This window comes from Piscinibacter sp., from assembly GCF_047600445.1.
Taxonomy (GTDB): Bacteria; Pseudomonadota; Gammaproteobacteria; order Burkholderiales; family Burkholderiaceae_C; genus Piscinibacter.
In genome coordinates this window covers 274,066-300,416 of the sequence record NZ_JASGKT010000002.1, presented here as the reverse complement: position 1 = coordinate 300,416, position 26,351 = coordinate 274,066, and the positions used below count along the sequence as shown (strand labels likewise).

At 68.6% G+C, this 26,351-nt stretch carries 20 protein-coding genes; 7 read left to right on the top strand and 13 right to left on the bottom strand.

Annotated elements, in window-relative coordinates; translation table 11 throughout:
• Positions 1–4: 4 nt before the first annotated feature.
• From QM792_RS05430 to QM792_RS05410, 5 genes are all read right to left on the bottom strand, one after another.
• Positions 5–541, bottom strand: coding sequence for a TIM44-like domain-containing protein (locus tag QM792_RS05430; protein WP_415148282.1), 537 nt, complete (start codon positions 539–541; stop codon positions 5–7).
• Positions 535–1,266 carry a bifunctional demethylmenaquinone methyltransferase/2-methoxy-6-polyprenyl-1,4-benzoquinol methylase UbiE gene (gene ubiE / locus QM792_RS05425; RefSeq protein WP_415148280.1) on the bottom strand — a complete coding sequence of 244 codons (732 nt, stop codon included), beginning with the start codon at positions 1,264–1,266 and terminating at the stop codon, positions 535–537. The genes QM792_RS05430 and ubiE overlap by 7 nt, the downstream gene beginning before the upstream one ends.
• Before the next feature lie 12 nt (positions 1,267–1,278).
• Positions 1,279–1,695, bottom strand: a complete 417-nt coding sequence (locus QM792_RS05420; RefSeq protein WP_415148279.1) for a gamma-butyrobetaine hydroxylase-like domain-containing protein — start codon at positions 1,693–1,695, stop codon at positions 1,279–1,281.
• A 79-nt stretch (positions 1,696–1,774) separates the two neighbouring features.
• Positions 1,775–2,233 carry an HIT family protein gene (locus tag QM792_RS05415; RefSeq protein WP_415148277.1) on the bottom strand — a complete coding sequence of 153 codons (459 nt, stop codon included), beginning with the start codon at positions 2,231–2,233 and terminating at the stop codon, positions 1,775–1,777.
• On the bottom strand, positions 2,230–4,215 hold the full coding sequence (locus QM792_RS05410) for a diguanylate cyclase (RefSeq protein ID WP_415148276.1): 1,986 nt from the start codon (positions 4,213–4,215) through the stop codon (positions 2,230–2,232). Before QM792_RS05410 ends, QM792_RS05415 begins: the two co-directional genes overlap by 4 nt.
• A gap of 72 nt (positions 4,216–4,287) precedes the next feature.
• Between QM792_RS05410 and QM792_RS05405 the strand changes: the two genes are divergently transcribed.
• Positions 4,288–5,268 (top strand): Bug family tripartite tricarboxylate transporter substrate binding protein, encoded by a 981-nt coding sequence (locus QM792_RS05405; RefSeq protein ID WP_415148275.1) that lies wholly within the window; start codon positions 4,288–4,290, stop codon positions 5,266–5,268.
• Between the two features lie 13 nt (positions 5,269–5,281).
• Here the strand turns inward: QM792_RS05405 and QM792_RS05400 are convergent, their stop codons facing one another.
• Entirely contained in the window at positions 5,282–9,205 is a 3,924-nt protein-coding gene (locus QM792_RS05400) for a DUF3683 domain-containing protein (protein WP_415148274.1), read from the bottom strand.
• Between the two features lie 199 nt (positions 9,206–9,404).
• Here QM792_RS05400 and ugpB point away from each other — a divergent pair, with 199 nt between their 5' ends.
• Genes ugpB through ugpQ form a run of 5 tightly spaced genes read left to right on the top strand, consistent with a single transcriptional unit; the run spans position 9,405 to position 14,348 of the window.
• A complete protein-coding gene (ugpB, locus tag QM792_RS05395; protein ID WP_415148272.1) occupies positions 9,405–10,715 on the top strand; it encodes a sn-glycerol-3-phosphate ABC transporter substrate-binding protein UgpB in 1,311 nt (436 codons plus the stop codon).
• A 24-nt stretch (positions 10,716–10,739) separates the two neighbouring features.
• Entirely contained in the window at positions 10,740–11,627 is an 888-nt protein-coding gene (ugpA, locus tag QM792_RS05390; protein WP_415148270.1) for a sn-glycerol-3-phosphate ABC transporter permease UgpA, read from the top strand.
• Between the two features lie 2 nt (positions 11,628–11,629).
• Complete coding sequence (gene ugpE, locus QM792_RS05385; protein WP_415148269.1) at positions 11,630–12,481, top strand: sn-glycerol-3-phosphate ABC transporter permease UgpE; 852 nt, start codon at positions 11,630–11,632, stop codon at positions 12,479–12,481.
• A 14-nt stretch (positions 12,482–12,495) separates the two neighbouring features.
• Complete coding sequence (locus QM792_RS05380; RefSeq protein WP_415148267.1) at positions 12,496–13,566, top strand: sn-glycerol-3-phosphate import ATP-binding protein UgpC; 1,071 nt, start codon at positions 12,496–12,498, stop codon at positions 13,564–13,566.
• Between the two features lie 20 nt (positions 13,567–13,586).
• Entirely contained in the window at positions 13,587–14,348 is a 762-nt protein-coding gene (gene ugpQ, locus QM792_RS05375) for a glycerophosphodiester phosphodiesterase (RefSeq protein WP_415148265.1), read from the top strand.
• A 7-nt stretch (positions 14,349–14,355) separates the two neighbouring features.
• Here ugpQ and QM792_RS05370 read toward each other — a convergent pair whose 3' ends face one another.
• From QM792_RS05370 to QM792_RS05355, 4 genes are all read right to left on the bottom strand, one after another.
• Positions 14,356–16,530 (bottom strand): peptidase domain-containing ABC transporter, encoded by a 2,175-nt coding sequence (locus tag QM792_RS05370; RefSeq protein WP_415148264.1) that lies wholly within the window; start codon positions 16,528–16,530, stop codon positions 14,356–14,358.
• Positions 16,531–16,534: 4 nt separating this feature from the next.
• Entirely contained in the window at positions 16,535–17,050 is a 516-nt protein-coding gene (locus QM792_RS05365; protein ID WP_415148262.1) for a hypothetical protein, read from the bottom strand.
• A gap of 488 nt (positions 17,051–17,538) precedes the next feature.
• Positions 17,539–18,831, bottom strand: a complete 1,293-nt coding sequence (locus tag QM792_RS05360; protein ID WP_415148260.1) for an HlyD family secretion protein — start codon at positions 18,829–18,831, stop codon at positions 17,539–17,541.
• Positions 18,832–19,047: 216 nt separating this feature from the next.
• Entirely contained in the window at positions 19,048–20,328 is a 1,281-nt protein-coding gene (locus tag QM792_RS05355; protein ID WP_415148258.1) for an MFS transporter, read from the bottom strand.
• 163 nt (positions 20,329–20,491) lie between these two features.
• On the opposite strand from QM792_RS05355, the gene QM792_RS05350 reads away from it, so the two are divergent.
• The gene (locus QM792_RS05350) at positions 20,492–21,244 is read left to right on the top strand and encodes a hypothetical protein (RefSeq protein WP_415148257.1); all 753 of its coding nucleotides are present in this window, start codon (positions 20,492–20,494) and stop codon (positions 21,242–21,244) included.
• Here the strand turns inward: QM792_RS05350 and argJ are convergent.
• The 3 genes from argJ to QM792_RS05335 all read right to left on the bottom strand — a co-directional run bounded on the left by argJ (position 21,222) and on the right by QM792_RS05335 (position 26,335).
• Entirely contained in the window at positions 21,222–22,451 is a 1,230-nt protein-coding gene (argJ, locus tag QM792_RS05345) for a bifunctional glutamate N-acetyltransferase/amino-acid acetyltransferase ArgJ (RefSeq protein WP_415148255.1), read from the bottom strand. The two genes, QM792_RS05350 and argJ, sit on opposite strands and share 23 nt — an antisense overlap.
• Before the next feature lie 13 nt (positions 22,452–22,464).
• Positions 22,465–25,209, bottom strand: a complete 2,745-nt coding sequence (gene secA, locus QM792_RS05340) for a preprotein translocase subunit SecA (RefSeq protein WP_415148254.1) — start codon at positions 25,207–25,209, stop codon at positions 22,465–22,467.
• A gap of 133 nt (positions 25,210–25,342) precedes the next feature.
• Entirely contained in the window at positions 25,343–26,335 is a 993-nt protein-coding gene (locus QM792_RS05335) for a M23 family metallopeptidase (RefSeq protein WP_415148252.1), read from the bottom strand.
• Between the last annotated feature and the right edge of the window lie 16 nt (positions 26,336–26,351).

The following is a 26,351-nucleotide window of genomic DNA, read 5'->3' as shown; positions in this document are numbered from 1 at the left end:
CCCGCTACATCAAGGCCTGCTGGCGCGCCAGCAGCCAGCCTTCGGCGGCCTGGCAGCCGGGGCCGCGCGCCAGCATCCACACCTCGCGGAACGGTGCCGGCGCGGCGCGCGCCGATTCGCGCACCACGCCGCTGAACTCGATGCTCGCCAGCTCGAGCGGGCCGACGCTGTCCAGCGCGATCAGGTGCGCCTCCAGCGCCAGCACCTCGGTGCGGTTCGGCTCGCGGCCGCGGCCCGGCAGTTCGGCGGCGATCTGCTCGAACATGTCCTCGGTGGTCAGGCGGCGCAGCGCGTCGAGGTCGGCGGCGTCCCAGGCCGATTGCAGGCGCAGGAACTGCTCGCGCGCCGCGCCCAGCAGCGCATGCTCGGCGCGGCCGTGCACGGCGCGCGCCAGCAGCGGCCGCGGCGCGGCGAGCGGGCGGCCGCGCACGCGCAGCAGCAGCAAGGCGGCCACCGACACGCCCAGCGCCGCCGCCGAGGCCATCACCGGCAGCGCCGCCAGCGCGCTCAGCAGCATGGCCGGCGCGGCGGCTCTCAGCACTTGATCCCCACGTGCAGCGCCACCACGCCGGCGCTGAGGTTGTGCACGTCGACGTGGCCGAAGCCGGCGCCCTTCATCATCGCCTTCAGCTCGGCCTGGCCGGGATGCATGCGGATCGATTCGGCGAGGTAGCGGTAGCTCGCCGCGTCGCCGGCGACGAACTGGCCGATGCGCGGCAGCACGTTGAACGAATACCAGTCGTAGGCCTTGGCCAGCGGCGGCGCCACCTTGGAGAACTCAAGCACCAGCAGCCGACCGCCCGGGCGCAGCACGCGGTTCATCTCGGCCAGCGCGCGCTCCTTGTGCGTCATGTTGCGCAGGCCGAAGGCGACGCTGACGAGGTCGAAGCCGCCGCTGGCGAAGGGCAGCACCTCGGCGTCGCAGATCACGGTGGGCAGCACCAGGCCCTCGTCGAGCAGGCGGTCGCGGCCGCGTTGGAGCATCGCCTCGTTGATGTCGGTGTGCACCACCGTGCCCTTGTCGCCCACCTTGCGCGCGAAGGCGCGCGCGAGGTCGCCGGTGCCGCCGGCCAGGTCGAGCACGCGGTCGCCCTCGCGCAGGTTGGCCACCGCCACGGTGTAGGCCTTCCAGGCGCGGTGCAGGCCGAGCGACATCAGGTCGTTCATCACGTCGTACTTCGACGCAACCGAATCGAACACGCCGCGCACGCGCGCGGCCTTCTGCGTCTCGTCGACGCTCTCGAAACCGAAATGGGTCTGGCTCATCGTGCGGGAGGTTCAGTGATGGTGGCCGCAGGACGCCGCGGCGGGCTGAGGCATGGCCGCGTCGCGGTCGACGCCGGCGTCGCGCAGTCGCGCCTCGTAGCGCCGCCACAGCTCGTCCTGCTGCGCGCCGAGGAAGTAGAGGTAGTCCCAGGAGTAGATGCCGCTGTCGTGGCCGTCGCTGAAGCGCGGCTGCACCGCGTAGTTGCCGACCGGCTCGAGCGCGCTGATGCGCACCTCGCGCTTGCCGGTCTGCAGCACCTCCTGGCCGGGGCCGTGGCCCTGCACCTCGGCCGAGGGCGAGTACACGCGCATCAGCTCGAACGGGATGCGGAAGGTCCGCCCGTCGGCGAAGCCGACTTCGAGCACGCGCGACTGCTCGTGCACGGTGATCGCCGTGGGCTGGGGCGTTTCGGGGCGGAGACCGGCCATGGATGCAAGCGTGGAGCGGGGCAGCGGCCGCAGTGTAGCCAAGCGCCCGCGCGCGCTGCGACCAGGGATTTGACGCCGCTCAGCCGCGCGCGCGCAGCGCCTCGACGACACGCGCGTCGAGTTCGGCCAGCGGCGCGCCCAGGCGCGCGGCCGCGCCGCCGGCCACCTCGCGCTGGCGCGCGCCCCACACCGCCTGCGGGAAGTGGCTGTCCCACGCGAAGCGCGCGACCACGTGCCAGTGCAAGTGCGGCACCATGTTGCCGAGCGCGGCGAGGTTGACCTTGGCCGGCCGCAACTGCTCGATCAGCACGCGCTCCACGGCGCAGACCAGGTCCATGCAGCGCGCGCGCTCCGGCGCCAGCAGCGCCGAGAACTCGCCGACGTGGTGGCGCGCGATCACGCGGTAGAAGGCCGGGAAGTCGGCGTCCTCGGCGCGGATCACGCGCCAGGCGGCGTCCTGCCACAGCGGCACGCCGCCGGCCTCGTGGCACAGCACGCAGCCGGCGCGCGCGTCCGCCAGCGGCTGGAACGCGCTCACGCCGCCACCTCGGGCGACACCGGCTGGCGCACGGCCTCGCCCGCGTCGCCCGCGGGGCGCACCGCCGCGTCGCGGCGCGAGCGCGCGCAGCGCAGCCGGTCGCGCCCCTCGCCCTTGGCGCGCAGCAACTGGCGCTCGGCGGCCTCGACCAGCGCCTCGACCGTCTCGTGCGACGCGCCCAGCGAGGCCGCGCCCATCGACAGCGTGATGCCGTGCGGCGAGGGCAGCCCGACGATGGGCCGCGCGGCCAGGCGCGCGCGCAGCCGCTCGAACACCTCGGGGATCTCGTCGATCGCGGTGCCCGGCATCACCAGCAGCCACTCGTCGCCGCCCCAGCGGCCGATGCGCTCCTGGCCGCGCAGCGCCTCGCGCGCGGTCTGCGCGACGGCGCGCAGCACGCGGTCGCCGACGTTCTGGCCGAGGCGCTCGTTGAGCGGGCCGAAGTGGTCGAGGTCGAGCACCGCCACGCTCAGCTCGATGCCCAGGCGCCGGCACAGGCCGAACTGCTCCTGCGCGAAGGCGAGCACCGCGCGGCGGTCGGGCAGGCCGGTCAGCTCGTCGCGCAGCACCAGGTCGGCGCGGCGGCGGCGGCGCCGCCAGGCGCGCGCGCCGAACCAGCCGGCCGCCACGGCCAGCCCCGACAGCGCCGCCAGCGCCGCCCACAGGGCGCGCTGCTGCGCCTCGCGCGCCTGCAGCGCGAGGCGGTCGGCCTCGGCGCGGTGGCGCAGGTCGGCCAGCTCGGCCTCGCGGCGCGCGATCTCGTAGCGCGCCTGCAGGCGCAGCAACTGCGAGTCGCGCACCGCCTGCTGCCCGAGCAGCGTGGCCTCGTTGGCGCGGCGCAGCTCGGCGTAGGCCTGCGCGTGCAGGCCCTGCGAGGCGTAGCCCTCGGCCATGCGCTGCAGCAGCCGGGCGCGGTCGGGCGCGGGCAGCACGGTGCGTTCGAGCGCGCGCGCCTTGTCGATCTCGGCCAGCACCTCGGGGCGCTTCAGCCGCGCCAGCGCCTCGATGATCAGGCCGCGCGCGGTGGCCATGCGCACCGGCGCCTCGATCTCCTGCAGCGCCGGCAGCGCGCCGCGCACCAGTTCGATGACACGCTGCGGGTCGTTCTGCGCCAGGCGCAGCGCGGCGAGGTCGAGCATCCCGATGGCCGCGCCGGTGGGCTCGTCGATCGAGCGGCTGAGCGCGATCGAGTTCTCGTAGGCGCGCGCCGCGCGCTCGGGCTGGCCGAGCCGCGCCAGCGTGTTGCCCAGCTCCCACTCGATCCAGCCGCGCTGGAAGCGCGCCGGCTGCGCGCCCAGCACCTCCTGCGCGCGCTCGAAGTAGCGCTCGGCCGGCGCCTTGCCCGACAGCGAGCTGGCCATGCTGCCCAGCGCGATCAGCGCCGAGGTCTCGATGTGCAGCAGGCCGAGCTTGCGGCCGCAGCGCTCGGCCTCCTCGGCGACGCGCCAGGCCTCGTCGAAGGCGTAGGTCTCGCGCAGCAGGAACAGGTCGCCCACGGCGATCTCGCACAGCAGGTACTCGTCGCCGATCGGCAGCGCGGCGCGGCGCAGTTCGACGCTGCGCGCGATCAGCGCCGCCGAATCCTCGCTGCGGAACAGCGAGCCGATCGCGTAGGCCTCCAGCCAGAGGTGGTGGCGCGGCGTCGCGGCCGGCACGCGGCCGAGGCGCGCGCGCGCCTCGTCGGCGGCGCGCTGCGCGTCGGTGGCCCGGTCGAGCAGCGTGTACAGCGCGGTCTTGCCGAGCAGGCGCCAGAAGCGCGATTCCGAATCGAGCGCGTCGAGCGCCGCGTCGTCCACCAGCGCCAGCGCCACGCGCGGGTCGTCGAGCGCGCCGTCGAGCACGGGGCGCAGCGCCTCGGGCATCGGCGGCGAAGCCGGCGGCGTTGTCGCCCACGCCGCGGCGCCGAGCGCGAGCGCAAGCGCTGCGCCGGCCAGGCGCGCCGGCGTGGGCAGCGGGAAGCGGGCGAAACGGCGTCGTGGCATGGGCGAACCCGTATTGTCGCCTCAAGAACAGGCGCCGAAGATCGCCGCTCCGCCACGCTTTACCATCCGTCAATGATTCTTCGAGCCCTGTCCCGTCGCACCGTCCTGGCGCTCGCCGCCGCCGCCCTGCTCCCCTTCGGCGCCCAGGCCCAGACCTGGCCCGCCAAGCCGATCCGCTGGGTGGTGGCCTACCCGGCCGGCGGCGGCTCGGACTTCCTCGCGCGCCAGCTCGCGCCGCAGCTCGCCAAGCAGCTCGGCCAGAACATCATCATCGACAACCGCCCCGGCGCGGCCGGCATCATCGGCACCGACAACGCCGCCAAGTCGCCGCCCGACGGCTACACCATCCTCACCGGCGACAACGGCGCGATGGTGTTCCACGAGGCGATGTACAAGAAGATCCCGTACACGCCGTCCGACTTCGCGGCGGCCGGCTTCATGGCGCGCTTTCCGCTGATCGTCGCGGTCAATCCGTCGGCCGGCTTCACCGACGGCCGGCAGTGGCTCGACGCGCTGAAGAAGAGCCCCGGCAAGTACACCTACGCCTCGCCCGGCATCGGCAGCCCGCACCACCTGGCGATGGAGCTGCTGAAGAGCCGCACGCAGACCTTCGTCGTGCACGTGCCCTACCGCGGCACGGCGATGGCGGTGCAGGACGTGATCGCCGGCCAGGTGCCGATGATGGTGCTCGACACCGCCGCCGGCCTGCCGCAGATCCGCTCCGGCAAGGTCAAGGCGCTGGCGGTGATGTCGAAGAAGCGCATCGCCGCGCTGCCCGACGTGCCGACGCTCGACGAGCTGGGCGTCAAGGACTTCGAGGTCACCGCCTGGCAGGGCCTGTTCGTGCCCAAGGGCACGCCGGCGGAGATCGTGACGCGCCTGAGCACCGAGATGAACAAGGCCATCACCACGCCCGAGATCAAGGCCAAGCTGGAGGACTTCGGCCTCGAAGTGCTGCCCGGCGACGGGCCGGCGCTGGCCTCGTTCATCCAGAAGGAAACCGCCTTCTGGCACGCGCTCATCAAGGAGCGCAACCTCTCGGCGGAGCAGTGAGCTTCGACTTCCCCTACACCAGCACGCGCTCGATCCCGCCGTCGTTGGCGCGTGCCACGTAGTCGGGCAGCCAGTCGGCGCCGAGGATGCGGCTGGCCATCTCGACGACGATGTAGTCGGCTTCGAGCAGGCCGTTGTCGAGGTCGTCGACGTAGCGGTTCAGCCCCTGCAGGCAGCTCGGGCAGGACGTGAGGATCTTCACCGGGCCCTCGGCCGCCACCGCGCCGGTGGCGCGCAGCGCGACCTCGTCGCGGCGCAGCTCCTCGGTCTTGCGGAAGCGCACCTGCGTCGAGATGTCGGGCCGCGTCACGCCCAGCGTGCCGCTCTCGCCGCAGCAGCGCTCGCTCTTGCGCACGTTCTCGCCCACCAGCGCCTTGACCGTCTTCATCGGGTCGCGCTGCTTCATCGGCGTGTGGCAGGGGTCGTGGTACAGGTAGCCGCCCAGGCCCTGCCCAGCCTCCAGCGCGATGCCCTTCTCGAGCAGGTACTCGTGGATGTCGACGATGCGGCAGCCGGGGAAGATGTCCTCGAACTTGTAGCCCTGCAACTGGTCGTAGCAGGTGCCGCAGCTCACCACCACGGTCTTGATGTCGAGGTAGTTCAGCGTGTTGGCGACGCGGTGGAAGAGCACCCGGTTGTCGGTGATCATCTTCTCGGCCTTGTCGAACTGCCCGCTGCCGCGCTGCGGGTAGCCGCAGCACAGGTAGCCGGGCGGCAGCACCGTCTGCACGCCGGCGTGCCACAGCATCGCCTGCGTGGCCAGGCCCACCTGCGAGAACAGCCGCTCCGAGCCGCAGCCGGGGAAATAGAACACCGCCTCGGTGTCGGCGCTGGTGGTCTTCGGGTCGCGGATGATCGGCACGTAGGCCTTGTCCTCGATGTCCAGCAGCGCGCGCGCCGTGCGCTTGGGCAGCTTGCCGGGCATCTTCTTGTTGATGAAGTGGATCACCTGCTCTTTCACCGGCGCCGGGCCCACCGTGGCCGGCGGCGCGGCGGTCTGCCGCTTCGCCAGGCCGCGCAGCAACTGGTTCGCCAGGCGCTGCGCCTTGAAGCCCACGCCCACCATCGCGCCGCGCATCAGCTTGATGGTCTCGGGCCGCGTCGCGTTGAGGAAGAACATCGCCGCCGCGTTGCCGGGCCGCCAGCTCTTCTGGCCCATCTTGCGCAGCAGGTTGCGCATGTTCATCGACACGTCGCCGAAGTCGATCTTCACCGGGCAGGGCGACAGGCACTTGTGGCAGACGGTGCAGTGGTCGGCCACGTCCTCGAACTCCTGCCAGTGCTTGATGCTGATGCCGCGGCGCGTCTGCTCCTCGTAGAGGAAGGCCTCGACCAGCAGCGAGGTCGCGAGGATCTTGTTGCGCGGGCTGTACAGCAGGTTGGCGCGCGGCACGTGCGTGGCGCACACCGGCTTGCACTTGCCGCAGCGCAGGCAGTCCTTGACCGAATCGGCGATCTGGCCGATGTCGCTTTGCTGCATGATCAGCGACTCGTGCCCCATCAGCCCGAAGCTGGGCGTGTAGGCGTTGGTCAGGTCGGCCGGGATGGCCGGGTCGCCGCGCAGCAGCTTGCCCTTGTTGAAGCGCCCCTCGGGGTCGACGCGGCGCTTGTAGTCGGCGAAGCCGGCCAGCTCGTCGTCGGAGAGGAACTCCAGCTTGGTGATGCCGATGCCGTGCTCGCCCGAGATCACGCCGCCCAGGCGCCGCGCCAGCGCCATGATGCGGGCCACCGCCTCGTGCGCGGTCTGCAGCATCTCGTAGTTGTCGCTGTTGACCGGGATGTTGGTGTGCACGTTGCCGTCGCCGGCGTGCATGTGCAGCGCCACCCAGACGCGGCCCTTGAGCACGCGGTCGTGGATGCGCTGGCACTCGGCGAGGATGGGCTCGAACGCCGCGCCGGCGAAGATCTGCTGCAGGGGGCTGCGGATCTGCGCCTTCCAGGTGGCGCGCAGCGTGCGGTCCTGCAGGTCGGAGAAGACGGTGCGGCCGCTTCCGCCCGCCTCGGCGGGCTGCGCCACGTCGAGGTTGGCCATCCACTGCCGCCAGCGGCCGCGCACCTCGCGCAGCACGCCCAGCGCGCGCTGCACGCGGTCTTCGAGCAGCTCGGCCGAGGCGATCTCGCCCGCGTCGTCGCCCTTGCCCAGCGGCAGGTTGCCTTCCAGGAAGAAGGCCTCCAGCGCGTCGGCGGTGGCGATCTTGTTGCGCAGGCTCAGCTCGATGTTGATGCGCTCGATGCCGTCGGTGTACTCCGCCATGCGCGGCAGCGGGATCACCACGTCTTCGTTGATCTTGAAGGCGTTGGTGTGGCGGCTGATCGCGGCGGTGCGCTTGCGGTCCAGCCAGAACTTCTTGCGCGCGTCGGCGCTGGCGGCCACGAAACCCTCGCCGGCGCGGCTGTTGGCGATGCGCACCACCTCGCTGGCGGCGCGCGCCACCGCGTCGGCGTCGTCGCCGGCGATGTCGCCGATCAGCACCATCTTGGGCAGGCCGCCGCGCTTGCTCTTGGTGGCGTAGCCCACCGCCTTCAGGTAGCGGTCGTCGAGGTGCTCCAGGCCGGCCAGGATCGCGCCGCCGGCCTTGGCCTCGGCGAACATGAAGTCCTTGATCTCGACGATCGACGGCACCGCGTCGCGCGCGTGGCCGAAGAACTCCAGGCACACCGTGCGCGTGTGCGCCGGCATGCGGTGCACGATCCAGCGCGCCGAGGTGATCAGGCCGTCGCAGCCCTCCTTCTGCACGCCGGGCAGGCCGGCGAGGAACTTGTCGGTGACGTCCTTGCCCAGCCCTTCCTTGCGGAACACGCGGCCGGGGATGTCGAGCCGCTCGGTGGACAGCAGCGTCTTGCCGTCGGCCGCGAAGGTGCGCAGCTCGAAGCTGGCCAGCTCCACGTCGTGGATCTTGCCGAGGTTGTGGTTCAGCCGCACCACTTCCAGCCACTGCGCCTGCGGCGTCACCATGCGCCAGGAGGCGAGGTTGTCCAGCGCCGTGCCCCACAGCACCGCCTTCTTGCCGCCGGCGTTCATCGCGATGTTGCCGCCGATGCACGAAGCCTCGGCCGAGGTCGGGTCGACCGCGAAGACGAAGCCGGCGCGCTCGGCCGCGTCGGCCACGCGCTGCGTGACCACGCCGGCCTCGGTCCACACCGTGGCCACCGGCTCGGCGACGCCGGGCAGCGACACGCGCTCGACCTCGCTCATCGCCTCGAGCTTCTCGGTGTTGATGACGGCGCTGTTCCAGGCCAGCGGCACCGCGCCGCCGGTGTAGCCGGTGCCGCCGCCACGCGGGATGATGGTCAGCCCCAGCTCGATGCAGCCCTTGACCAGCGCGGCCATCTCGGCCTCGGTGTCGGGCGTCAGCACGACGAAGGGGTATTCGACGCGCCAGTCGGTGGCGTCGGTCACGTGCGCCACGCGCGACAGGCCATCGAACTTGACGTTGTCCCTGGCCGTGACGCGGCCCAGCACCTTCGTCACGCGGCGGCGCAGCTCGGCCATCTGGTCGAACTGGCGCTCGAAGCGCTGCACCGCCGCGCGCGCCGCTTCCAGCAGTTCGCCGACGGCGGCGTCGCGCTCGCCGTCGTCGGCCGGCGAGCGGCGCGCCTCGATGGCGCGCAGCCGGTGGTGCAGCGCCTCGATCAGCGCGGCGCGGCGCTTCGGGTTGTCGAGCAGGTCGTCTTGCAGGTACGGGTTGCGCTGTACCACCCAGATATCGCCCAGCACCTCGTACAGCATGCGCGCCGAGCGGCCGGTGCGGCGCTCCTCGCGCAGGCGGTTCAGCACCTCCCAGGCGCGCGCGCCGAGCAGGCGGATGACGATCTCGCGGTCGGAGAACGAGGTGTAGTTGTAAGGAATCTCGCGCAGGCGCGCTGCGGCCCCGCCGGCCGCGCTGCCAGCGTGGGCGACGGCGGCCATGTGGGTCAGGGAAACGGGTGCGTTCATGAAGGACGGGGGCTCGCGCCGCCCCCGCATAGCGCTCGGAGGGCAATCGTAGCGCAGGGCGGCATCTCCCCGGGATTCACCGGGGCTGCCGCGCGCGCGGCGCGGCGTAGCATGCGGCGCCCCCACACGGCTGTCACAAACGGCACCCACACTGCTCGGCTGGCCCGCGAGGCCGTCACGAAACCCACACGGAGATGTCATGAGGATCGTCCGCACCGTCTTGTCCGCCGTCGCGCTCGCCGCGACCGCGCTTTCCGCCCAGGCCCAGACCGAAATCCAGTGGTGGCACGCGATGAGCGGCCCGCTCGGCGACTGGGCCAACGACCTGACCAAGCAGTTCAACGCCAGCCAGAGCCAGTACAAGGTCGTGCCGACCTACAAGGGCCAGTACGACGAGACGCTGACGGCCGGCGTCGCGGCCTTCCGCGCCGGCAACGCGCCGCACATCCTGCAGGTGTTCGAGGTCGGCACCGCGACGATGATGGCCAGCAAGGGCGTGATCAAGCCGGTCGGCGAGGTGATGAAGGAAGCCGGCGCCAAGTTCGACCCCAAGGACTACATCTCTGCCGTGGTCGGCTACTACACCGCGCCGAACGGCCAGATGCTGAGCTATCCGTTCAACAGCTCGACGACGATCTTCTATTACAACAAGGACGCCTTCAAGGCCGCCGGGCTGGACCCGAACAAGGCGCCGGCCACCTGGCCGGAGGTGGTGGCCGCCGCGGCCAAGCTCAAGGCCAGCGGCCACAAGTGCCCGTTCACCACGAGCTGGGTGAGCTGGACGCAGCTCGAGAGCTTCTCGGCCTGGCACAACACGCTGTACGCGACGCTGAACAACGGCTTCGGCGGCACCGCCACGCGGCTGGCCTTCAACTCGCCGCTGCACGTGCGCCACTTCGAGAACCTGGCCAACATGGCGCAGCAGGGCCTGTTCGTCTACAAGGGCCGCAACAACACGCCCGACGCCTCGTTCCCCTCGGGCGAGTGCGCGATGATGACCGGCTCCTCGGGCCTGTACGCGCGCGTCGCCAAGGACGCCAAGTTCGCCTACGGCATCGCGCCGCTGCCCTACTACCCCGACGTGGCCGGCGCGCCGCAGAACACCGTGATCGGCGGCGCCAGCCTGTGGGCGCTGGGCGGCAAGAAGCCGGCCGAGTACAAGGGCGTGGCGGCGTTCTTCGCCTTCCTGTCCAACGCCGAGGTGCAGTCGGCCAGCCACAAGCGCACCGGCTACCTGCCGGTGACGATGGCCGCCTACGCGCTGACCGAGAAGTCGGGCTTCTACAAGCAGAACCCGGGCACCGACGTGGCCGTGACGCAGATGATCCGCAAGACCACCGACAAGTCGCGCGGCATCCGCCTGGGCAACTTCCTGCAGATCCGCACCATCGTCGACGAGGAGACCGAGCAGGTCTGGGCCGGCAAGCAAAGCGCGAAGCAGGCGCTGGACAACGCCGTCAAGCGGGGCAACGAGCAGCTCGGGCGCTTCCAGAAGGCCAACAAGTCCTGACCGGCCCCCAGCCGCGTTCCGCCCGTGGCGACCGAAAAGCGCGTCCTGTTCCGATCGGCCTGGCTGCCCTGGCTGCTGGTGGCACCGCAGATGGCGGTGGTGCTGGTGTTCTTCTTCTGGCCGGCCAGCCAGGCCATCGTGCAGTCGCTGCAAAGCGAGGACGCCTTCGGCACCTCCACCGTCTGGGTGGGGCTGGACAACTTCGCCGCGCTGTTCGACGACGAGGCCTACCTGCAGTCGTTCAAGGTCACCGCGCTGTTCTCGGCGCTGGTGGCCGGCATCGGCATCGCGCTGTCGCTGCTGCTGGCGGTGTTCGCCGACCGCATCGTGCGCGGCGCGCTGGCCTACAAGACCTTCCTGATCATTCCCTACGCGGTCGCGCCGGCCGTCGCCGGCGTGTTGTGGGTGTTCATGTTCTCGCCGTCGATCGGCATCGTGGCCTACGCGCTGCGCGGCCTCGGCATCGACTGGAACCACCTGCTGAACTCGAACCAGGCGCTGACGCTGATCGTCGTGGCCGCGGTGTGGAAGCAGATCTCCTACAACTTCCTGTTCTTCCTCGCCGGGCTGCAATCGATCCCGAAGGCGCTGATCGAGGCCGCCGCGATCGACGGCGCCGGCCCGGTGCGGCGCTTCCTGACCATCCAGTTCCCGCTGCTGTCGCCGACCACCTTCTTCCTGCTGGTGATCAACGTGGTCTACGCCTTCTTCGACACCTTCGCGATCGTGCACGCCACCACCGAAGGCGGGCCGGGCCGCGACACCGCGATCCTGGTCTACAAGGTGTGGCACGACGGCTTCAAGGCGCTGGACCTGGGCGGCTCGGCCGCGCAGTCGGTGGTGCTGATGGCCATCGTCGTGACGCTGACGGTGATCCAGTTCCGCTACGTCGAGAAGAAGGTCAACTACTAGCCATGGTCGAACGCCGCCCGCTGCTGACGCTGCTTTCGCACCTGGTGCTGGTGCTGGGCATCGTGATCGTCGCCTTCCCGGTCTACCTGGCCTTCGTGGCCTCCACGCACACGCGCGACGCCATCGTGCAGGTGCCGATGCCCATCGTGCCCGGCGGCCACATGGTGGAGAACTACGTCGGCGCGCTGACCGGCACCGGCTCCACGCAGGGCTCGGCGGCGCCGGTGGGCCGCATGATGTGGGTCAGCCTGGTCACGGCGCTGGTCATCAGCCTGGGCAAGATCGCGATCTCGCTGCTGTCGGCCTTCGCGATCGTGTACTTCCGCTTCCCGTTCAAGAAGCTGGTGTTCTGGCTGATCTTCGTCACGCTGATGCTGCCGGTGGAGGTGCGCATCCTGCCGACCTACAAGGTGCTGTCCGACCTGTCGATGCTCAACACCTATGCCGGCCTGACGGTGCCGCTGATCGCCTCGGCCACCGCGACCTTCCTGTTCCGGCAGTTCTTCCTGACCGTGCCGGACGAGCTGGTGGAAGCCGCGCGCATCGACGGCGCCGGGCCGATGCGCTTCTTCAAGGACGTGCTGGTGCCGCTGTCGCAGACCTCGATCGCGGCGCTGTTCGTGATCCAGTTCATCTACGGCTGGAACCAGTACCTGTGGCCGCTGCTGGCCACCACCACCGAGGACATGTACCCCATCGTCATCGGCATCAAGCGCATGATCGCCAGCGGCGACGCCGCCACCGACTGGAACATCATCATGGCCACCGCCATCCTGGCGATGCTGCCGCCGGCGCTGGTGGTGGTGCTGATGCAGAAGTGGTTCGTCAAGGGCCTGGTGGACACCGAGAAGTAGAAGAAGAGGCAAGCATGGGCGCGATCAGCATCCGCAAGGTCGTCAAGCGCTACGGCGCGGGGCCTAAGGCCAACCAGGTGATCCACGGCGTCAGCGCCGAGATCGCCGACGGCGAGTTCATCGTCATCGTCGGGCCCTCGGGCTGCGGCAAGAGCACGCTGCTGCGCATGGTGGCCGGACTGGAGGAAATCAGCGAGGGCGAGATCGCGATCGCCGGACGCGTGGTCAACGACGTCGAGCCCTCCGAGCGCGACATCGCGATGGTGTTCCAGAACTACGCGCTCTACCCGCACATGACGGTGTTCGAGAACATGGCCTACGGCCTGAAGATCGCCAAGCTGCCACGCGCCGAGATCGAGGCGCGCGTGGCCAAGGCGGCCGGCATCCTGCAGCTCGAGCCCTACCTGAAGCGCAAGCCGCGCGAGTTGTCCGGCGGCCAGCGCCAGCGCGTCGCGATGGGTCGCGCCATCGTGCGCGAACCCGCGGTGTTCCTGTTCGACGAGCCGCTGTCCAACCTCGACGCCAAGCTGCGCGCGCAGACGCGGCTGCAGATCCAGAAGCTGCACGCCGAGCTGGGTGTCACCTCGCTGTTCGTCACGCACGACCAGGTGGAGGCGATGACGCTGGCGCAGCGCATGATCGTGATGAACGCCGGCCGCATGGAGCAGATCGGCACGCCGGCCGAGGTGTACGCGACGCCGGCCACCACCTTCGTCGCCGGCTTCATCGGCTCGCCGCCGATGAACCTGCTGACCGGCGCCGCCGAAGGCCGGCGCTTCACCGCCGGCGACACGGCGCTCGCGCTGCCCGCCGCCGCGCCGCGCGACGGCGCGCTGATCGTCGGCCTGCGGCCCGAGCATGCGCGGCTGGACGCGGCCGGCGCGCCGGGCTGGCCCTTCAGGGTGGAGACCAGCGAGATGCTCGGCGCCGAGCGGCTGGTGCACGGGCTGGTGGGCACGCAGGCCTTCACCGTGCGCATCGACGCCGCGCTGCCCGCGCCGCGCAACGGCGAGACGCTGGCACTGCAGGCCCCGGCCGCGCAGTTGCACTGGTTCGACGCCGCCACGCAGCAGCGCATCGCCTGAAACGACGATTCGAGGCGACGATGCAGGACTGGCCCTACCCGCTGTGGATCGCGCACCGCGGCGCCGGCAAGCTGGCGCCGGAGAACACGCTGGCGGCCTTCCGCGTCGGCGCGTCGCACGGCTACCGCGCCTTCGAGTGCGACGTGAAGCTCAGCGCCGACGGCATCCCCTTCCTGCTGCACGACGCCACGCTGCAACGCACCACGCCCGAGCAAGGCACGGCCGGCGACCGGCTCTGGAGCGAGCTGTCGCGCATCGACGCGGGCGGCTGGCACGGCCGCGCCTTCGCCGGCGAGCCGCTGCCCAGCCTCGAAACGATCGCCGCCTACGTGCTGCGCAACGGCTTCGCGCTGAACATCGAGATCAAGCCGACACCCGGCCACGAACCGGAAACCGGCCGCGTGGTGGCGCGCGAGGCCGCACGGCTGTGGGCCGAAAGCCGCGCAGCGCCGGCGGCGCCGCCGCTGCTCAGCTCGTTCAGCCCCGAGGCGCTGCAAGGCGCGATGGAAAGCGCGCCCGAGCTGCCGCGCGCGCTGCTGCTCGACACGCTGTGGAGCGGCTGGTTCGACACCGCCCGCACGCTCGGCGTGGCGGCCTGCGTGACCCACCACGAGCTGATGGACGCAGCGCTGATCGCACAACTGCACGGCGCGGGCCTGCGCGCGCTGGTCTACACGGTCAACGACCCGGCCGAGGCGCTGCGGCTTCAGGCGCTGGGCATCGACGGGATCATCACCGACGCGGTGGATCGGTTCTCGCCCGGCGAGTCGGTGCGCGACTGAAACTGGCCTACGCGGAATTCAGGCCTGCTGGCACTTGCACGGGAATGGTGGACGCATTCGGCGTCTGCACCTGGCGGACGAGTTCCTGGATCTGACCGTCCTTGAGGAGAACCACGCGCTGGGCTCCGGCGATCGTCTCCGGCCGATGGGCGATGACCAGCCGCGTGAGCCGCATGCGGGTCAGGGCCTGGGTCACGGCCCGCTCGTTGGCAAGATCGAGATGGCTTGTCGCCTCGTCGAGTGCCAGCACACGAGGCTGCTTGTAAAGCGCACGTGCGAGCAAGACGCGCTGCTTCTGCCCCCCACTCAAGCCGTGCCCCAGGTCGCCCACCAGCGTGTGATACCCCATCGGCATGCGCACGATATCTTCGTGGACCTGCGCGATGCGAGCGCAAGCCTCGATCCGGGCCTGATCCGGCTGTTCGTCGAAGAAGGCAATGTTGTCGGCCAGACTGCCGGTGAGTAGCACGTCCTCCTGCATCACGGTGCCGAGTTGGCGGCGCACATTGGTCAAGCCTAGCTGGCGCACGGGAATACCACCATAGAGAACCTCACCCTCGCTGGGTTGCAGGAGACCCAGCAGCAGCTTCAACAGCGTGGACTTCCCGCAACCCGAAGCGCCGGTCACTGCGACGATCTCGCCGGCGTCCACTTTCAGGCTCGCATGACGCAGCACCCACGGTTCGCCTTCACCGTAGCGAAAGCTGACATCGCGCAGTTCCAGGCTGGGCCGAAGGTGTGCAAGGTCGTTCGGCGGAATCTGCGTGGACAACCCCTCAGCCTTTGGATTGTCGCGTTCTGGCGCCGTCAGCGCGATGTCGGCGAGGCGCTCTGAGTGCAAGCCGAGCATCCTGAACTCGACGACATAGTTGATCAGCGCCGATACCCTGCTGCTGAACTGCGCCTTGTAGGCCATGAATGCAAACAACATCCCCACTGTGAATGCAGTGCCGGCGCCTCCCTGTGTAGCCATGACGGCTTTGGCGCCGAGCCAGAGCACCAGCAGATTCTCCAGCCCGAAGATGAAAGTGTTGGCAGTGCCAAAGGCAATGTTGAGCTTGGCGGTACGGACATCGCGATTCTGCACATCGACCAGCAGGTTCTGCCATCGCGCAAGACGACCGCTTTCGCGGCTGAACAGCTTGAGCGGCGTGATGGCACGTAAGGTCTCGAGGAAGTGCGTGTTCTCTCGCGCCGCGATCACCAGCCGTTCCGCCGATGCATCGCGAAGCGGTCGATAGGCGGCCCATCGCAACAAACCATAGGCAGCGACGGCGCCAATGACGACGCCCGTCAACGTCGGCGAGTAGACGAGCATCATGATCAGCGCTGCGACGGCGAGCACGCCATCGAGCACGGCCTCGATGGCGGCCGTGGTGAGCGTGCGCTGAATAGCACCAATCGACCCGAAGCGCGAGACGATGTCACCGAGGTGGCGCTGCTCGAAGTAGTCGACAGGCAAACGCAGCAAGTGGGCGAAGACGTTCCCCGCCCATTGCAGCGAAAGACTCTGGCCCAGCACCATCACCATCCAGGAACGCGCAAGGCCCAGGGAGGTCTGCACCACGAGCAGCAACCCGAAGCCGAGCACGAGCACGGTGAGCATGTCGTGGTCTCCCGAAGTGATGACTTCATCGACCACGAGCTGACTGAAGAGCGGAGCGACGAGCGCGAACAGTTGCAGCGCGGCAGCGACCGCGAAGATCTGCAGCAGGCTCGACGGAAGCCCGCGCACCTTACCCGTGAGTTGGGACAGGCGAAGACGCGACGCCCCGGACTGCGGCCGGAACTCGGCGTTGGGCGTCAGCTCCAGCGCCACACCGGTGAAGTGGCGGGAGACCTCTTCGAGACGCATGCGCCGCTCGCCGACGGCGGGGTCGAGGATGGTGGCGTGGCGGCTATTGGTCTTCGTAAGGACAACGAAATGGTTGAGATCCCAATGGAGAATACAGGGAAGTTGAAGTTCTATGAGCTCATATAGTTCAAGGCGGACTGGTCGCGCAGTAAATCCAAAGCGCGCACTAAGTCCTATCAGATGCGGAAGACCTCCACCCTTTTGACTTATAAGACCATTACGTCGAATTTCATCTATTAGCGACAACCTTCCATGAAACTGCGCAATCATCGCCAAACATATCACCCCACATTCTCCAATAGCAGATTGAAGAAGTGGATTAATCATTCAATTACTCCAATATTTTAATGAAAACAGAGATCAACAAAGAATTTGCATTGTAGATTGCATGCATCACAGAAATTTCCATCAGAACATTTCTCCTGATGGTTATTCGAGATCGCTTAACTGCGTACGTCACATAGAAGGAAAATGCGATAAATATTGGTAGCACTGAGTCAAAGCAATCTCTAAACGGCACATGAATCAGAGTAAGAAAAAAACAAATAGCTGCACACCTAATAGAGTATTCTTGATTTGGATTTTTACCAAGCATCAACAAGATCACAACAGATTCAAGCACCGGAGCGATAATAATCGACCCAATTAGATCGAAAAATATCTCTAGTGTCGTAGCATCCTGCCCGATCGCCACACTTGAGACACATAGCCCAGCTGCTATGAGTGCGATCCTGACAAGAGTCCACACAACAAAGCAAAACACCGCCAAAGCAACACCAATAGCCGCCGGTCGAAGAAGTTCAATGCCCGGCGAAGGTGATATAGCCACCCCAAGGGCGTGCTTCACTAGATGTCTTATTGTCGATCTGCTACCCATGTTTATACGGCCGCAAGCTCCTCTGAAGTTTGAGCCGGACAGAATTTCTAATGACCGGCTCGATTGCGTCTAAAGACCTGAGTAGGTATCGGACTGCTTGTCTGCCCCATTCACCGCATCGACGCTGCTAACGTTGGTATTGGAGCTACTACCTGGCCCTACCACACCAAAACCACTGGTATTGCTAGATGCAGGAGGTGGCGTATAAGTCACTACATTCTTTGCAATATCATAAATTGCATTTGTTATTAATCCAACTCGAATTGCTGACCCTACTCCCAATTGGCTAACATCTGGACTTCCAATTAATCCACCGCTCACACCGGTGATCTCACTAGAAAACAACTCTCTCATTTTCACTCCTATGAGCATAGAGCTCGTATTCGTGTCGCTACTTTGCGGCAACACCAACGCTCAACGGGAGGCTCGATTGATAGTCGAGTTCACCTCGTTTTTTTCTACTGGGCGCGCTTGGGCTCAATAAGACTCATGATTGGACTGAATACCCACTCCCAAATAGCTCTCCGATCACTTATTACGCTTCCTTCTAGCGTCATGCCGGGCCGAAATGCAATTCGTTCTCCATAAGCATCCATCGTCTGCGAAGCGAGCTTCACGACAATCCTGTACATCGGCTCTTGGCTTCCGGCTGCGATGAGCAGCGCTTGTGCTTGTCCTGTGGGTAAGTCTTTCGGATTGATAGGTGTTTGCCCAATTCTCGTTACGATCCCGAGAATCATGCCAAACTTCTGATATGGAAATGCCGCGAGACGAAGATGCACTTCCTGCCCCGGCCGGATGAAGCCAGCAGTGCGACTCGGCGCATATAGCTGCGCCTCCAGAACTGTCGACTCATGCACCGAGCCAGATGGCAAGAGTGTTGCCAATGTCTGGCCCGCCTGCACGGCAGCACCAAGAGGCAAGTGCACCGTCGTAACAACTCCCGCAGCGGGAGCCACGACTGCGATCGACTTGCGCGAATCGTTCTCGATTGCCTCTTGGCGTAGTGCGACGGAAGTTCTCTCCAATTGGGCACCCTCCGCGGCCCATTGGCTTTCTGCGTCAGCGAGTTCCGCACGCATCGACTGCTGGTCTCGGTGCAACGCAGCAGCAACGCGTCTTGCAGACTCCGCACGCGCCTGCAGGCCCATCCACTCATCCTGCTTGACGTTTACTTGGGCCTCGGAGACGAAGCCCTCCTGCGCCAATTGCTGAAGTCGCTCGACACTGCGCTGAGCTAACGCCGCTCGCCGTTGTGTAATCTCGGCTTCTTGCTCGGCGCGCATCCGCTCGACATCCGATCCTCGAATTCGATCCGTCAATGCTTGACGACGCTGTCTCGCCTGGAGATCGCGCGCGACACGCTCCGATTCCAGCGCGGCGAGGCGCTGCTGCACCGTCGCAGCGACCAGCGCAGCAGTAGCGCCATGCATCGTGGCGTGATCGGTGCTGAGAACGAAGAGCACATCACCCGCTGCAACACGCTGACCTTCACGCACACGAAGCTCGGCCAGCACGCCGGGCGCGATCACGTTAACGTCAAGCGCCCCAAGCGTTGGCACGAGTAGCCCTGGAACGGCCGTCTTGCGCGTAACTTGTCCCCACGCGGCAAAGGCAACAAGCACACCCGCCAACATCACCGCAATGCACGCCATCAGGGTAAAACTTGGACTGCGTCCCAAGCGGATGGCGCCGAGATACTGCGCCCGGTGCGCCTGGATGACTTCCTCGCGGAACAGTGCGCTGCTCACGTGATGGCCCCCCGCCAAATCAACGCCGCTTCGATGTAACTCCCGAAGGCGACAGATTGACTCTGCCTGCACTCAGCCGGCAGTCACCATCCCTCAAACCCTAGCCTACAAACCTTTGTAGTGCAGGCACACAAAATCACTCGGAGGTGATAGTCGCGCGCGATCCAGCAGCCCAATGCCCTCACTCGCCCGGCGACACGGTGCGCGGTTGAGCCTTCACTCCGGCACTGGCAGATCGCGCAGATCGCGGATCACCGCCACCCGCGAGGCCACCAGCGCGAGCAGCAGCGCTGTCGCGCCGGCGAAACCCAGCGAGGCGCGCAGCCCGAACTGCTCGCCCAGCCAGCCGCCGAGCAGCGCGCCCGGGCCGGCGGGGATCAGGATCAGCCAGCGCATCGTGCTGGTCATGCGGCCCAGCAGCGGCTCGGGCGTCACCGCCTGGCGCAGCGCCAGGAAGTTGATGAACACCAGCACCGCGCCGGCGCCGAACATCAGCAGCATCAGCGCGAAGGCGGCGCTGCCCAGGCGGCCGGCCGGCGCCAGCGCGAGCAGGCCCCAGCCCACGCCGCACAGCGCGAAGCCGAGCGTCAGGCAGCGGCCCGGGCCGATGCGCCGGCTGATGCGGCCGCCCCACACGCTGCCCAGCACCGTGCCCACGCCCATGCCGGTGTAGCTCAGCCCGATGGCCTGCTCGGACAGGCCCAGCGTGCGCGCCGCGAACAGGATCTGCACCACCAGCGCCGCGTGGTGGCACATCTGCCACACGCCCACCGCGCAGGCCAGCGCCACCAGCAGGCGCTGGCCGCGCACGAAGCGCACGCCGGCGCGCAGGTCGCGCCAGAAGTGCGCGTCGGCGCACGGCTCGCGGCGCTCGTCGACCACGATGCCGCGCAGGATGGCCGCCGAGGCGAGCAGCATCGCCGCATCGACCAGCAGCGCCAGCGGCGCGCCGACGAGCCGGATCAGCACGCCGGCGAAGCCCGGCCCGGCCACCTCGGCGCCCGAGCTGGCCAGCGCGTTCTTGGCGTGCGCCTCCACCAGCCGCTCGCGCGGCACCACCTGCGTCAGCACGATCTGCGCCGCCGAGCCGGCGATGGTGTAGACGCTGCCGATCACGAAGCCGACCACGTACAGCCACGGCATCGCCAGCCAGCCCAGCCACCAGGCCAGCGGCACGCTGGCGACGACGAAGGCCAGCGCGCTCTCGCCGACCACGTAGACGGGCAGCTTGCGCACGCGGTCGAGCCACACGCCGCAGGGCAGCGAGAACAGCACGAAGGGCGCGATCTCCATCGCGGTCAGCAGGCCCATCTGCGTCGGCGAGGCGTGCAGCAGCAGCGCGGCCGTCAGCGGCAGCGCGAGCATGGTGACCTGGCCGCCGAAGGAGCTGATCAGGATCGAGCTCCACAGCCGCCGGTAGGCAGCCTGGCGCAGCAGGTCGTCGCGCGGCAGCAGCCCGGCCAGCCTCGACGTGAACCTGGGCAGCCATTGCGTCATGAGTGGTCCGGATGCTAGCAGCGCGCCTGTGCGGCGCAACGCGGCAAACATGGGGGGCGGAACACGAGGAGGGTGGCGCCGGACGATACCGCGCGGCGCGCCGGCTCGGCCGCAACCGCACCGGCCTTGCCACGGCGCCGCGTGCGGCCGCAGCATGCGCCGCATGAGCTTCGTCCTCCCGCTTCTCGCCGCGCTGCTCGCACTCGGCCTCGCGCTGCACGGCCCGATCCCGCAATGGGACGCCTACCACCACTTTGCCGACCAGCGCGCCTGGCTCGCGATTCCGCATGCCACCGACGTGCTCAGCAACCTGCCCTTCGCGCTGCTCGGCTGCTGGGCGCTGTGGGCGGGCCGCGCGCTGCCGCGCAGCGCGTCTTCGCTCGCCTGGCGCGCTTTTGCCTGGGCGCTGGTGGCCACCGCGGCCGGCTCGTCGCTGTACCACTGGGCGCCGGACAACACCTCGCTGGTCTTCGACCGCCTGCCGATCGCCTGGGCCTGCGCGGCGCTGACGTGCGCCTTCCTGGCCGAGCGCCTGGACGCGCGCTGGGGCTCGCCGGCCGTGCTGGCCACGGCGCTGCTCGCGGCCAGCGCCTCGGTGGCGCTGTGGTGGGGCGGCGAACGCCTGGGCCGCGGCGATCTGCGCGCCTATCTGTTCGTGCAGTTCCTGCCGATGCTGCTGGTGCCGGCGGCGCTGCTGCTGCGCGCGCCGAAGCGCTTCGTGTCGGCCGCGCCGGATGCGGCCTGGTGGGGCGTGCTGCTGGGCTACGCGCTCGCCAAGGGGCTGGAACTGGCCGACCACGCGGTGTTCGAGCAGCTCGCTGTTGTCAGCGGCCACACGCTCAAGCACCTCGTGGCCGCGGGCGCGGCGGGCTGGCTGCTCGCCGCGCGGGGCCTCAACTGCGGTAGTCGGCGTTGATCTTCACGTAGTCGTAGCTGAAGTCGCAGGTCCACACCGTGGCCTGCGCGCCGCCGCGGTTCAGGTTCACGCGCACGGTGATCTCGGGCTGCTTCATCACGCGCGCGCCGTCTTCCTCGCGGTACTCGGGTCGGCGGCCGCCGCGCTGCACCACGTGCACGTCGTCGAGGTGCAGGTCGATCAGCGACTGGTCGAGGTCGGCGATGCCGGCGTAGCCCACCGCCGCGAGGATGCGGCCGAGGTTGGGGTCGCTGGCGAAGAAGGCCGTCTTGACCAGCGGCGAATGCGCGATCGCGTAGGCGGCCTGGCGGCACTCGGCTTCGTCGCGGCCGCCTTCGATGCAAACCGTGATGAACTTGGTCGCGCCCTCGCCGTCGCGCACGATGGCCTGCGCGAGTTGCTGCGACACGGCGATCAGCGCCTCGCGCAAGGCCCGGCCCTCGGCCGAATCGAGCGCGGTGATCGCCGCATGGCCGGCGCACTGCGTGGCGATCAGCACGAAGGAATCGTTGGTCGAGGTGTCGCCGTCGATCGTGATGCGGTTGAACGAGGCCTCGGCGGCCTCCCTCACCAAAGGCTGCAGCAGTTCGGGCGCGATCACCGCGTCGGTGGCGACGAAGCCCAGCATGGTCGCCATGTTGGGCCGGATCATGCCGGCGCCCTTGCCGATGCCGGTGACCGTCACCGTCCGGCCGCCGATCGTGAGCTGGCGCGACGCCGCCTTCGGCAGCGTGTCGGTGGTCATGATCGCCTCGGCGGCCAGCGCCCAGTTGTCCGCCTTGGCATCCGCCAGCGCGGCGGGCAGCGCCGCCTCGATGCGCTCGTGCGGCAGCGTCTCCATGATCACGCCGGTGGAAAACGGCAGCACCTGCTCGCCCTTCACGCCGAGCCGCCGCGCCAGCGCCGCGCAGGTGGCACGCGCGCGCGCCAGGCCGTCGGCGCCGGTGCCGGCGTTCGCATTGCCGGTGTTGACGACGATGGCGCGTATGCCGGTGCCCGCGGCGAGGTGCTCGCGGCACACCTGCACCGGCGCGGCGCAGAAGCGGTTCTGCGTGAACACGCCGGCCACCGCGCTGCCCTCGGCGAGCGTGACGACCAGGACGTCGCGGCGGCCGGCCTTGCGCACGCCGGCCATCGCGGTGCCGAGCGCCACGCCGGCCACGGGGTGCAGATCCGCCGGGTCCGGCGCGCTCAGGTTGACGGGCATGCTCGGGCTTTCTTCAGGCCAGGCGGCCGTGGCACTGCTTGTACTTCTTGCCGCTGCCGCAGGGGCAGGGGTCGTTGCGGCCCACCTTGGGCACCTGCGCCACCAGCGTCGCCGGGTCGGCCTCCTCGGAGACCGAGCCGTCCTCGTTGGGGTGGGTGTAGGTCACGTTGCTGATGCGCTCGGAGCGCTCCTCGATCGCCTCGGCGGCCTGCTGGGCCTCTTCCTGGCTCTGGATGCGCACGGTCATCATCACGCGCGTGACTTCCATCTTCACCAGGTCGAGCAGTTGCGAGAACAGCTCGAAGGCCTCGCGCTTGTACTCCTGCTTGGGGTTCTTCTGCGCGTAGCCGCGCAGGTGGATGCCCTGGCGCAGGTAGTCGAGCGCGGCGAGGTGCTCGCGCCAGTGCGTGTCGATGGACTGCAGCAGCACCATGCGCATGAAGGGCGTGAACTGCTCGGCGCCGACACGCTCGAGCTTGTCGTCGAAGTGCGCGTCGGCGGCCTGCACCACCTTCTCGACGATGTCGTCGTCGGTGATGCTGTCGCTCTTGTCCACCTCGGCGGCCAGCGCCACGTCGAGCTGCCACTCCTCGCGCAGCGTCTTCTCGAGCGTCGGCAGGTCCCACTGCTCCTCGACGCTGCCGTCCGGCACCCAGGTGCGCACCACCTCGGTCATCGTGGCGCGGCGCAGGTTGGCGATCTGATCGGTCAGGCTGTCGGCCTCGAGGATCTCGTTGCGCTGCTGGTAGATCACCTTGCGCTGGTCGTTGGCGACGTCGTCGTACTCGAGCAGTTGCTTGCGGATGTCGAAGTTGCGCGCCTCGACCTTGCGCTGCGCGCTCTCGATGCTGCGCGTGACGATGCCGGCTTCGATGGCCTCGCCGTCGGGCATCTTCAGGCGGTCCATGATCGCGCGCACGCGCTCGCCGGCGAAGATGCGCATCAGCGGATCGTCGAGCGAGAGGTAGAAGCGCGACGAGCCCGGGTCGCCCTGGCGGCCGGAGCGGCCGCGCAACTGGTTGTCGATGCGGCGCGACTCGTGGCGCTCGGTCGCGATGATGCGCAGGCCGCCGGCCGCCTTCACCTGCTCGTGCAGGCCCTGCCATTCGTCCTGCAGCTTCTTCGCGCGGGCCGCCTTCTCGTCCTCCGTCACGCTCTCGTCGGCGGCGAGGAACTTGACCTGGTTCTCGACGTTGCCGCCCAGCACGATGTCGGTGCCGCGCCCGGCCATGTTGGTGGCGATGGTGATCACGCCCGGCCGGCCGGCCTGCGCGACGATCATCGCCTCGCGCTCGTGCTGCTTGGCGTTGAGCACCTGGTGCTCGAGCTTCTCCTTGGTCAGCAGCGCCGACACGCGCTCGGAGTTCTCGATCGAGGTGGTGCCCACCAGCACCGGCTGGCCGCGCTGGTGGCAATCGCGGATGTCGGCCACCACGGCGTCGTACTTCTCGCGCTCGGTCTTGTAGACGAGGTCGAGCTCGTCCTTGCGGATGGTCGGCTTGTTGGGCGGGATCACCACGGTCTCCAGGCCGTAGATCTCCTGGAACTCGTAGGCCTCGGTGTCGGCCGTGCCGGTCATGCCGGCGAGCTTGCCGTACATGCGGAAGTAGTTCTGGAAGGTGATCGAGGCGAGCGTCTGGTTCTCGCTCTGGATCTGCACGCCTTCCTTGGCCTCCACCGCCTGGTGCAGCCCGTCGCTCCAGCGCCGGCCGGTCATCAGGCGGCCGGTGAATTCGTCGACGATGATCACCTCGCCGCCCTGCACCACGTAGTGCTGGTCGCGGTGGTACAGGTGCCGGGCCCGCAGCGCCGCGTACACGTGGTGCATCAGCGTGATGTTGGCCGGGTCGTACAGGCTCGCGCCCTCGGCGAGCAGGCCGGCCTCGGCGAGGATGGTCTCGGCGTTCTCGTGGCCGGCTTCGGTGAGGAACACCTGGTGCGTCTTCTCGTCGACCGTGAAGTCGCCCGGCTCGATCACGCCCTCGCCGGTGCGCGGGTCGGCCTCGCCGATCTGCTTCTTCAGCTTGGGCACGACGGCGTTGATGCGCACGTACAGCTCGGTGTGGTCCTCGGCCTGGCCGCTGATGATCAGCGGCGTGCGCGCCTCGTCGATCAGGATCGAGTCGACCTCGTCGACGATCGCGAAGTTCAGCCCGCGCGCGACGCGGTCGGCGGTCTCCTGCACCATGTTGTCGCGCAGGTAGTCGAAGCCGAATTCGTTGTTGGTGCCGTAGGTCACGTCGGCCGCGAAGGCGGCCTGCTTTTCCTGGCGCGACATCTGCGGCGTGTTCACGCCCACCGTCAGGCCGAGGAAGGTGTAGAGCCGGCCCATCCACTCGGCGTCGCGGCGCGCCAGGTAGTCGTTGACCGTCACCACGTGCACGCCCTTGCCGGAGATGGCGTTCAGGTACACCGGCAGCGTGGCCATCAGCGTCTTGCCCTCGCCGGTGCGCATCTCGGCGATCTTGCCGTTGTGCAGCGTCATGCCGCCGAGCAGTTGCACGTCGAAGTGGCGCATCTTCAGCGTGCGCTTGCTGCCCTCGCGCACGACGGCGAAGGCCTCGGGCAGCAGCGCGTCCAGCGTCTCGCCCTTGGCGTGGCGCTCGCGGAACTCGTCGGTCTTGGCGCGCAGCTGCTCGTCGGAGAGCGCTTCGAGGCCGGCCTCCAGCGCGTTGATCTTCTCGACGACGCGGCGGTACTGCTTCAGCAGGCGCTCGTTGCGGCTGCCGAAAATGGAGGTGAGGAGCTTGGGTAGCATGCGGCGGCGTGATTGACGCGCCCGACGCGCCCGCATCGTGCGGGCGAGGGAGTCGGACGCCGGGAGCCTGGAGATGGGGCCGCCGCCTCGCCTTGCAAGGCGGGCGGCGCCGGTCGAACCCGCGATTTTACCTTCAGCGCCGGCCGCGGCCGGCCTTTTCGGCCGCTTTGTCCGCAGCCGCCAGCGCGGCCTCCCCGCCGGCCAGGAACTTCGCCGGGTCCTGCGGCACGCCGTCGACCAGCACCTCGAAGTGCAGGTGCGGCCCGGTCGAGCGCCCGGTGGTGCCCACCTGCGCGATTTTCTGGCCGCGCTTGACGATGTCGCCCACGCGCGCCAGCAGCCTGGAAGCGTGCGCATAGCGCGTCACCAGCCCGTTGCCGTGGTCGATCTCGATCATCTGGCCGTAGGCCGGGTGCATCTCGGCGGTGCGCACCACGCCGCCGGCCGCCGCCATGATGGCGGTGCCGACTTCGGTCGGGAAGTCCAGCCCGGTGTGCAGCGCCGAGCGGCCGGTGAACGGGTCGGAGCGGAAGCCGAAGCCCGAGCCGATCGGGCCGGCCACCGGCGCGCTGTTGGGGATCATCAGCGAGCGCAGGCGCGATTCGAGCAGGCGCGACTCGATCAGCGTGAACACGTCGGCGCTCTCGTCGGCCGACTGGTCGAGCGAGTCGACGATGCTGCGCAACTGCTCGAGCGTCACCGCCTGCGCCGGCACGTAGGGGCCGCCCTGCGCGCCCCCGCTGGCCGCCGCCGCGCCGCCGCGCGGGCGCGGCGTGGTGCGCAGCTCCTCGCTCTTGACGCCGGCCATGCCCGAGACGCGGTCGCCCATCGCTTCGAGCTTCACCAGCTTGGCCTGCATCTCGCCGACCTTCTGCGCCATCGCGTCGAGGTTCTCGCGCATGAAACGGTCGCGCTGGGCGAACTCGTCGCGCACCACCAGGCGCACGATCTGGCTGACCACCGGCCAGCCCTCGCGCGCCGCCTTCAGGAACACGAAGTGGTAGACCGTGCCCGACAGCAGCGTCAGCACCGCGACCAGCCCCACCAGCATCGCCCCGATCTGCCAGCGGTTGAAGTGCAGGACGCGCGTGCGGGCCAGCGTGCCGTGCGTGATCAGAATCTGCATCGCTACACTCCTCGTG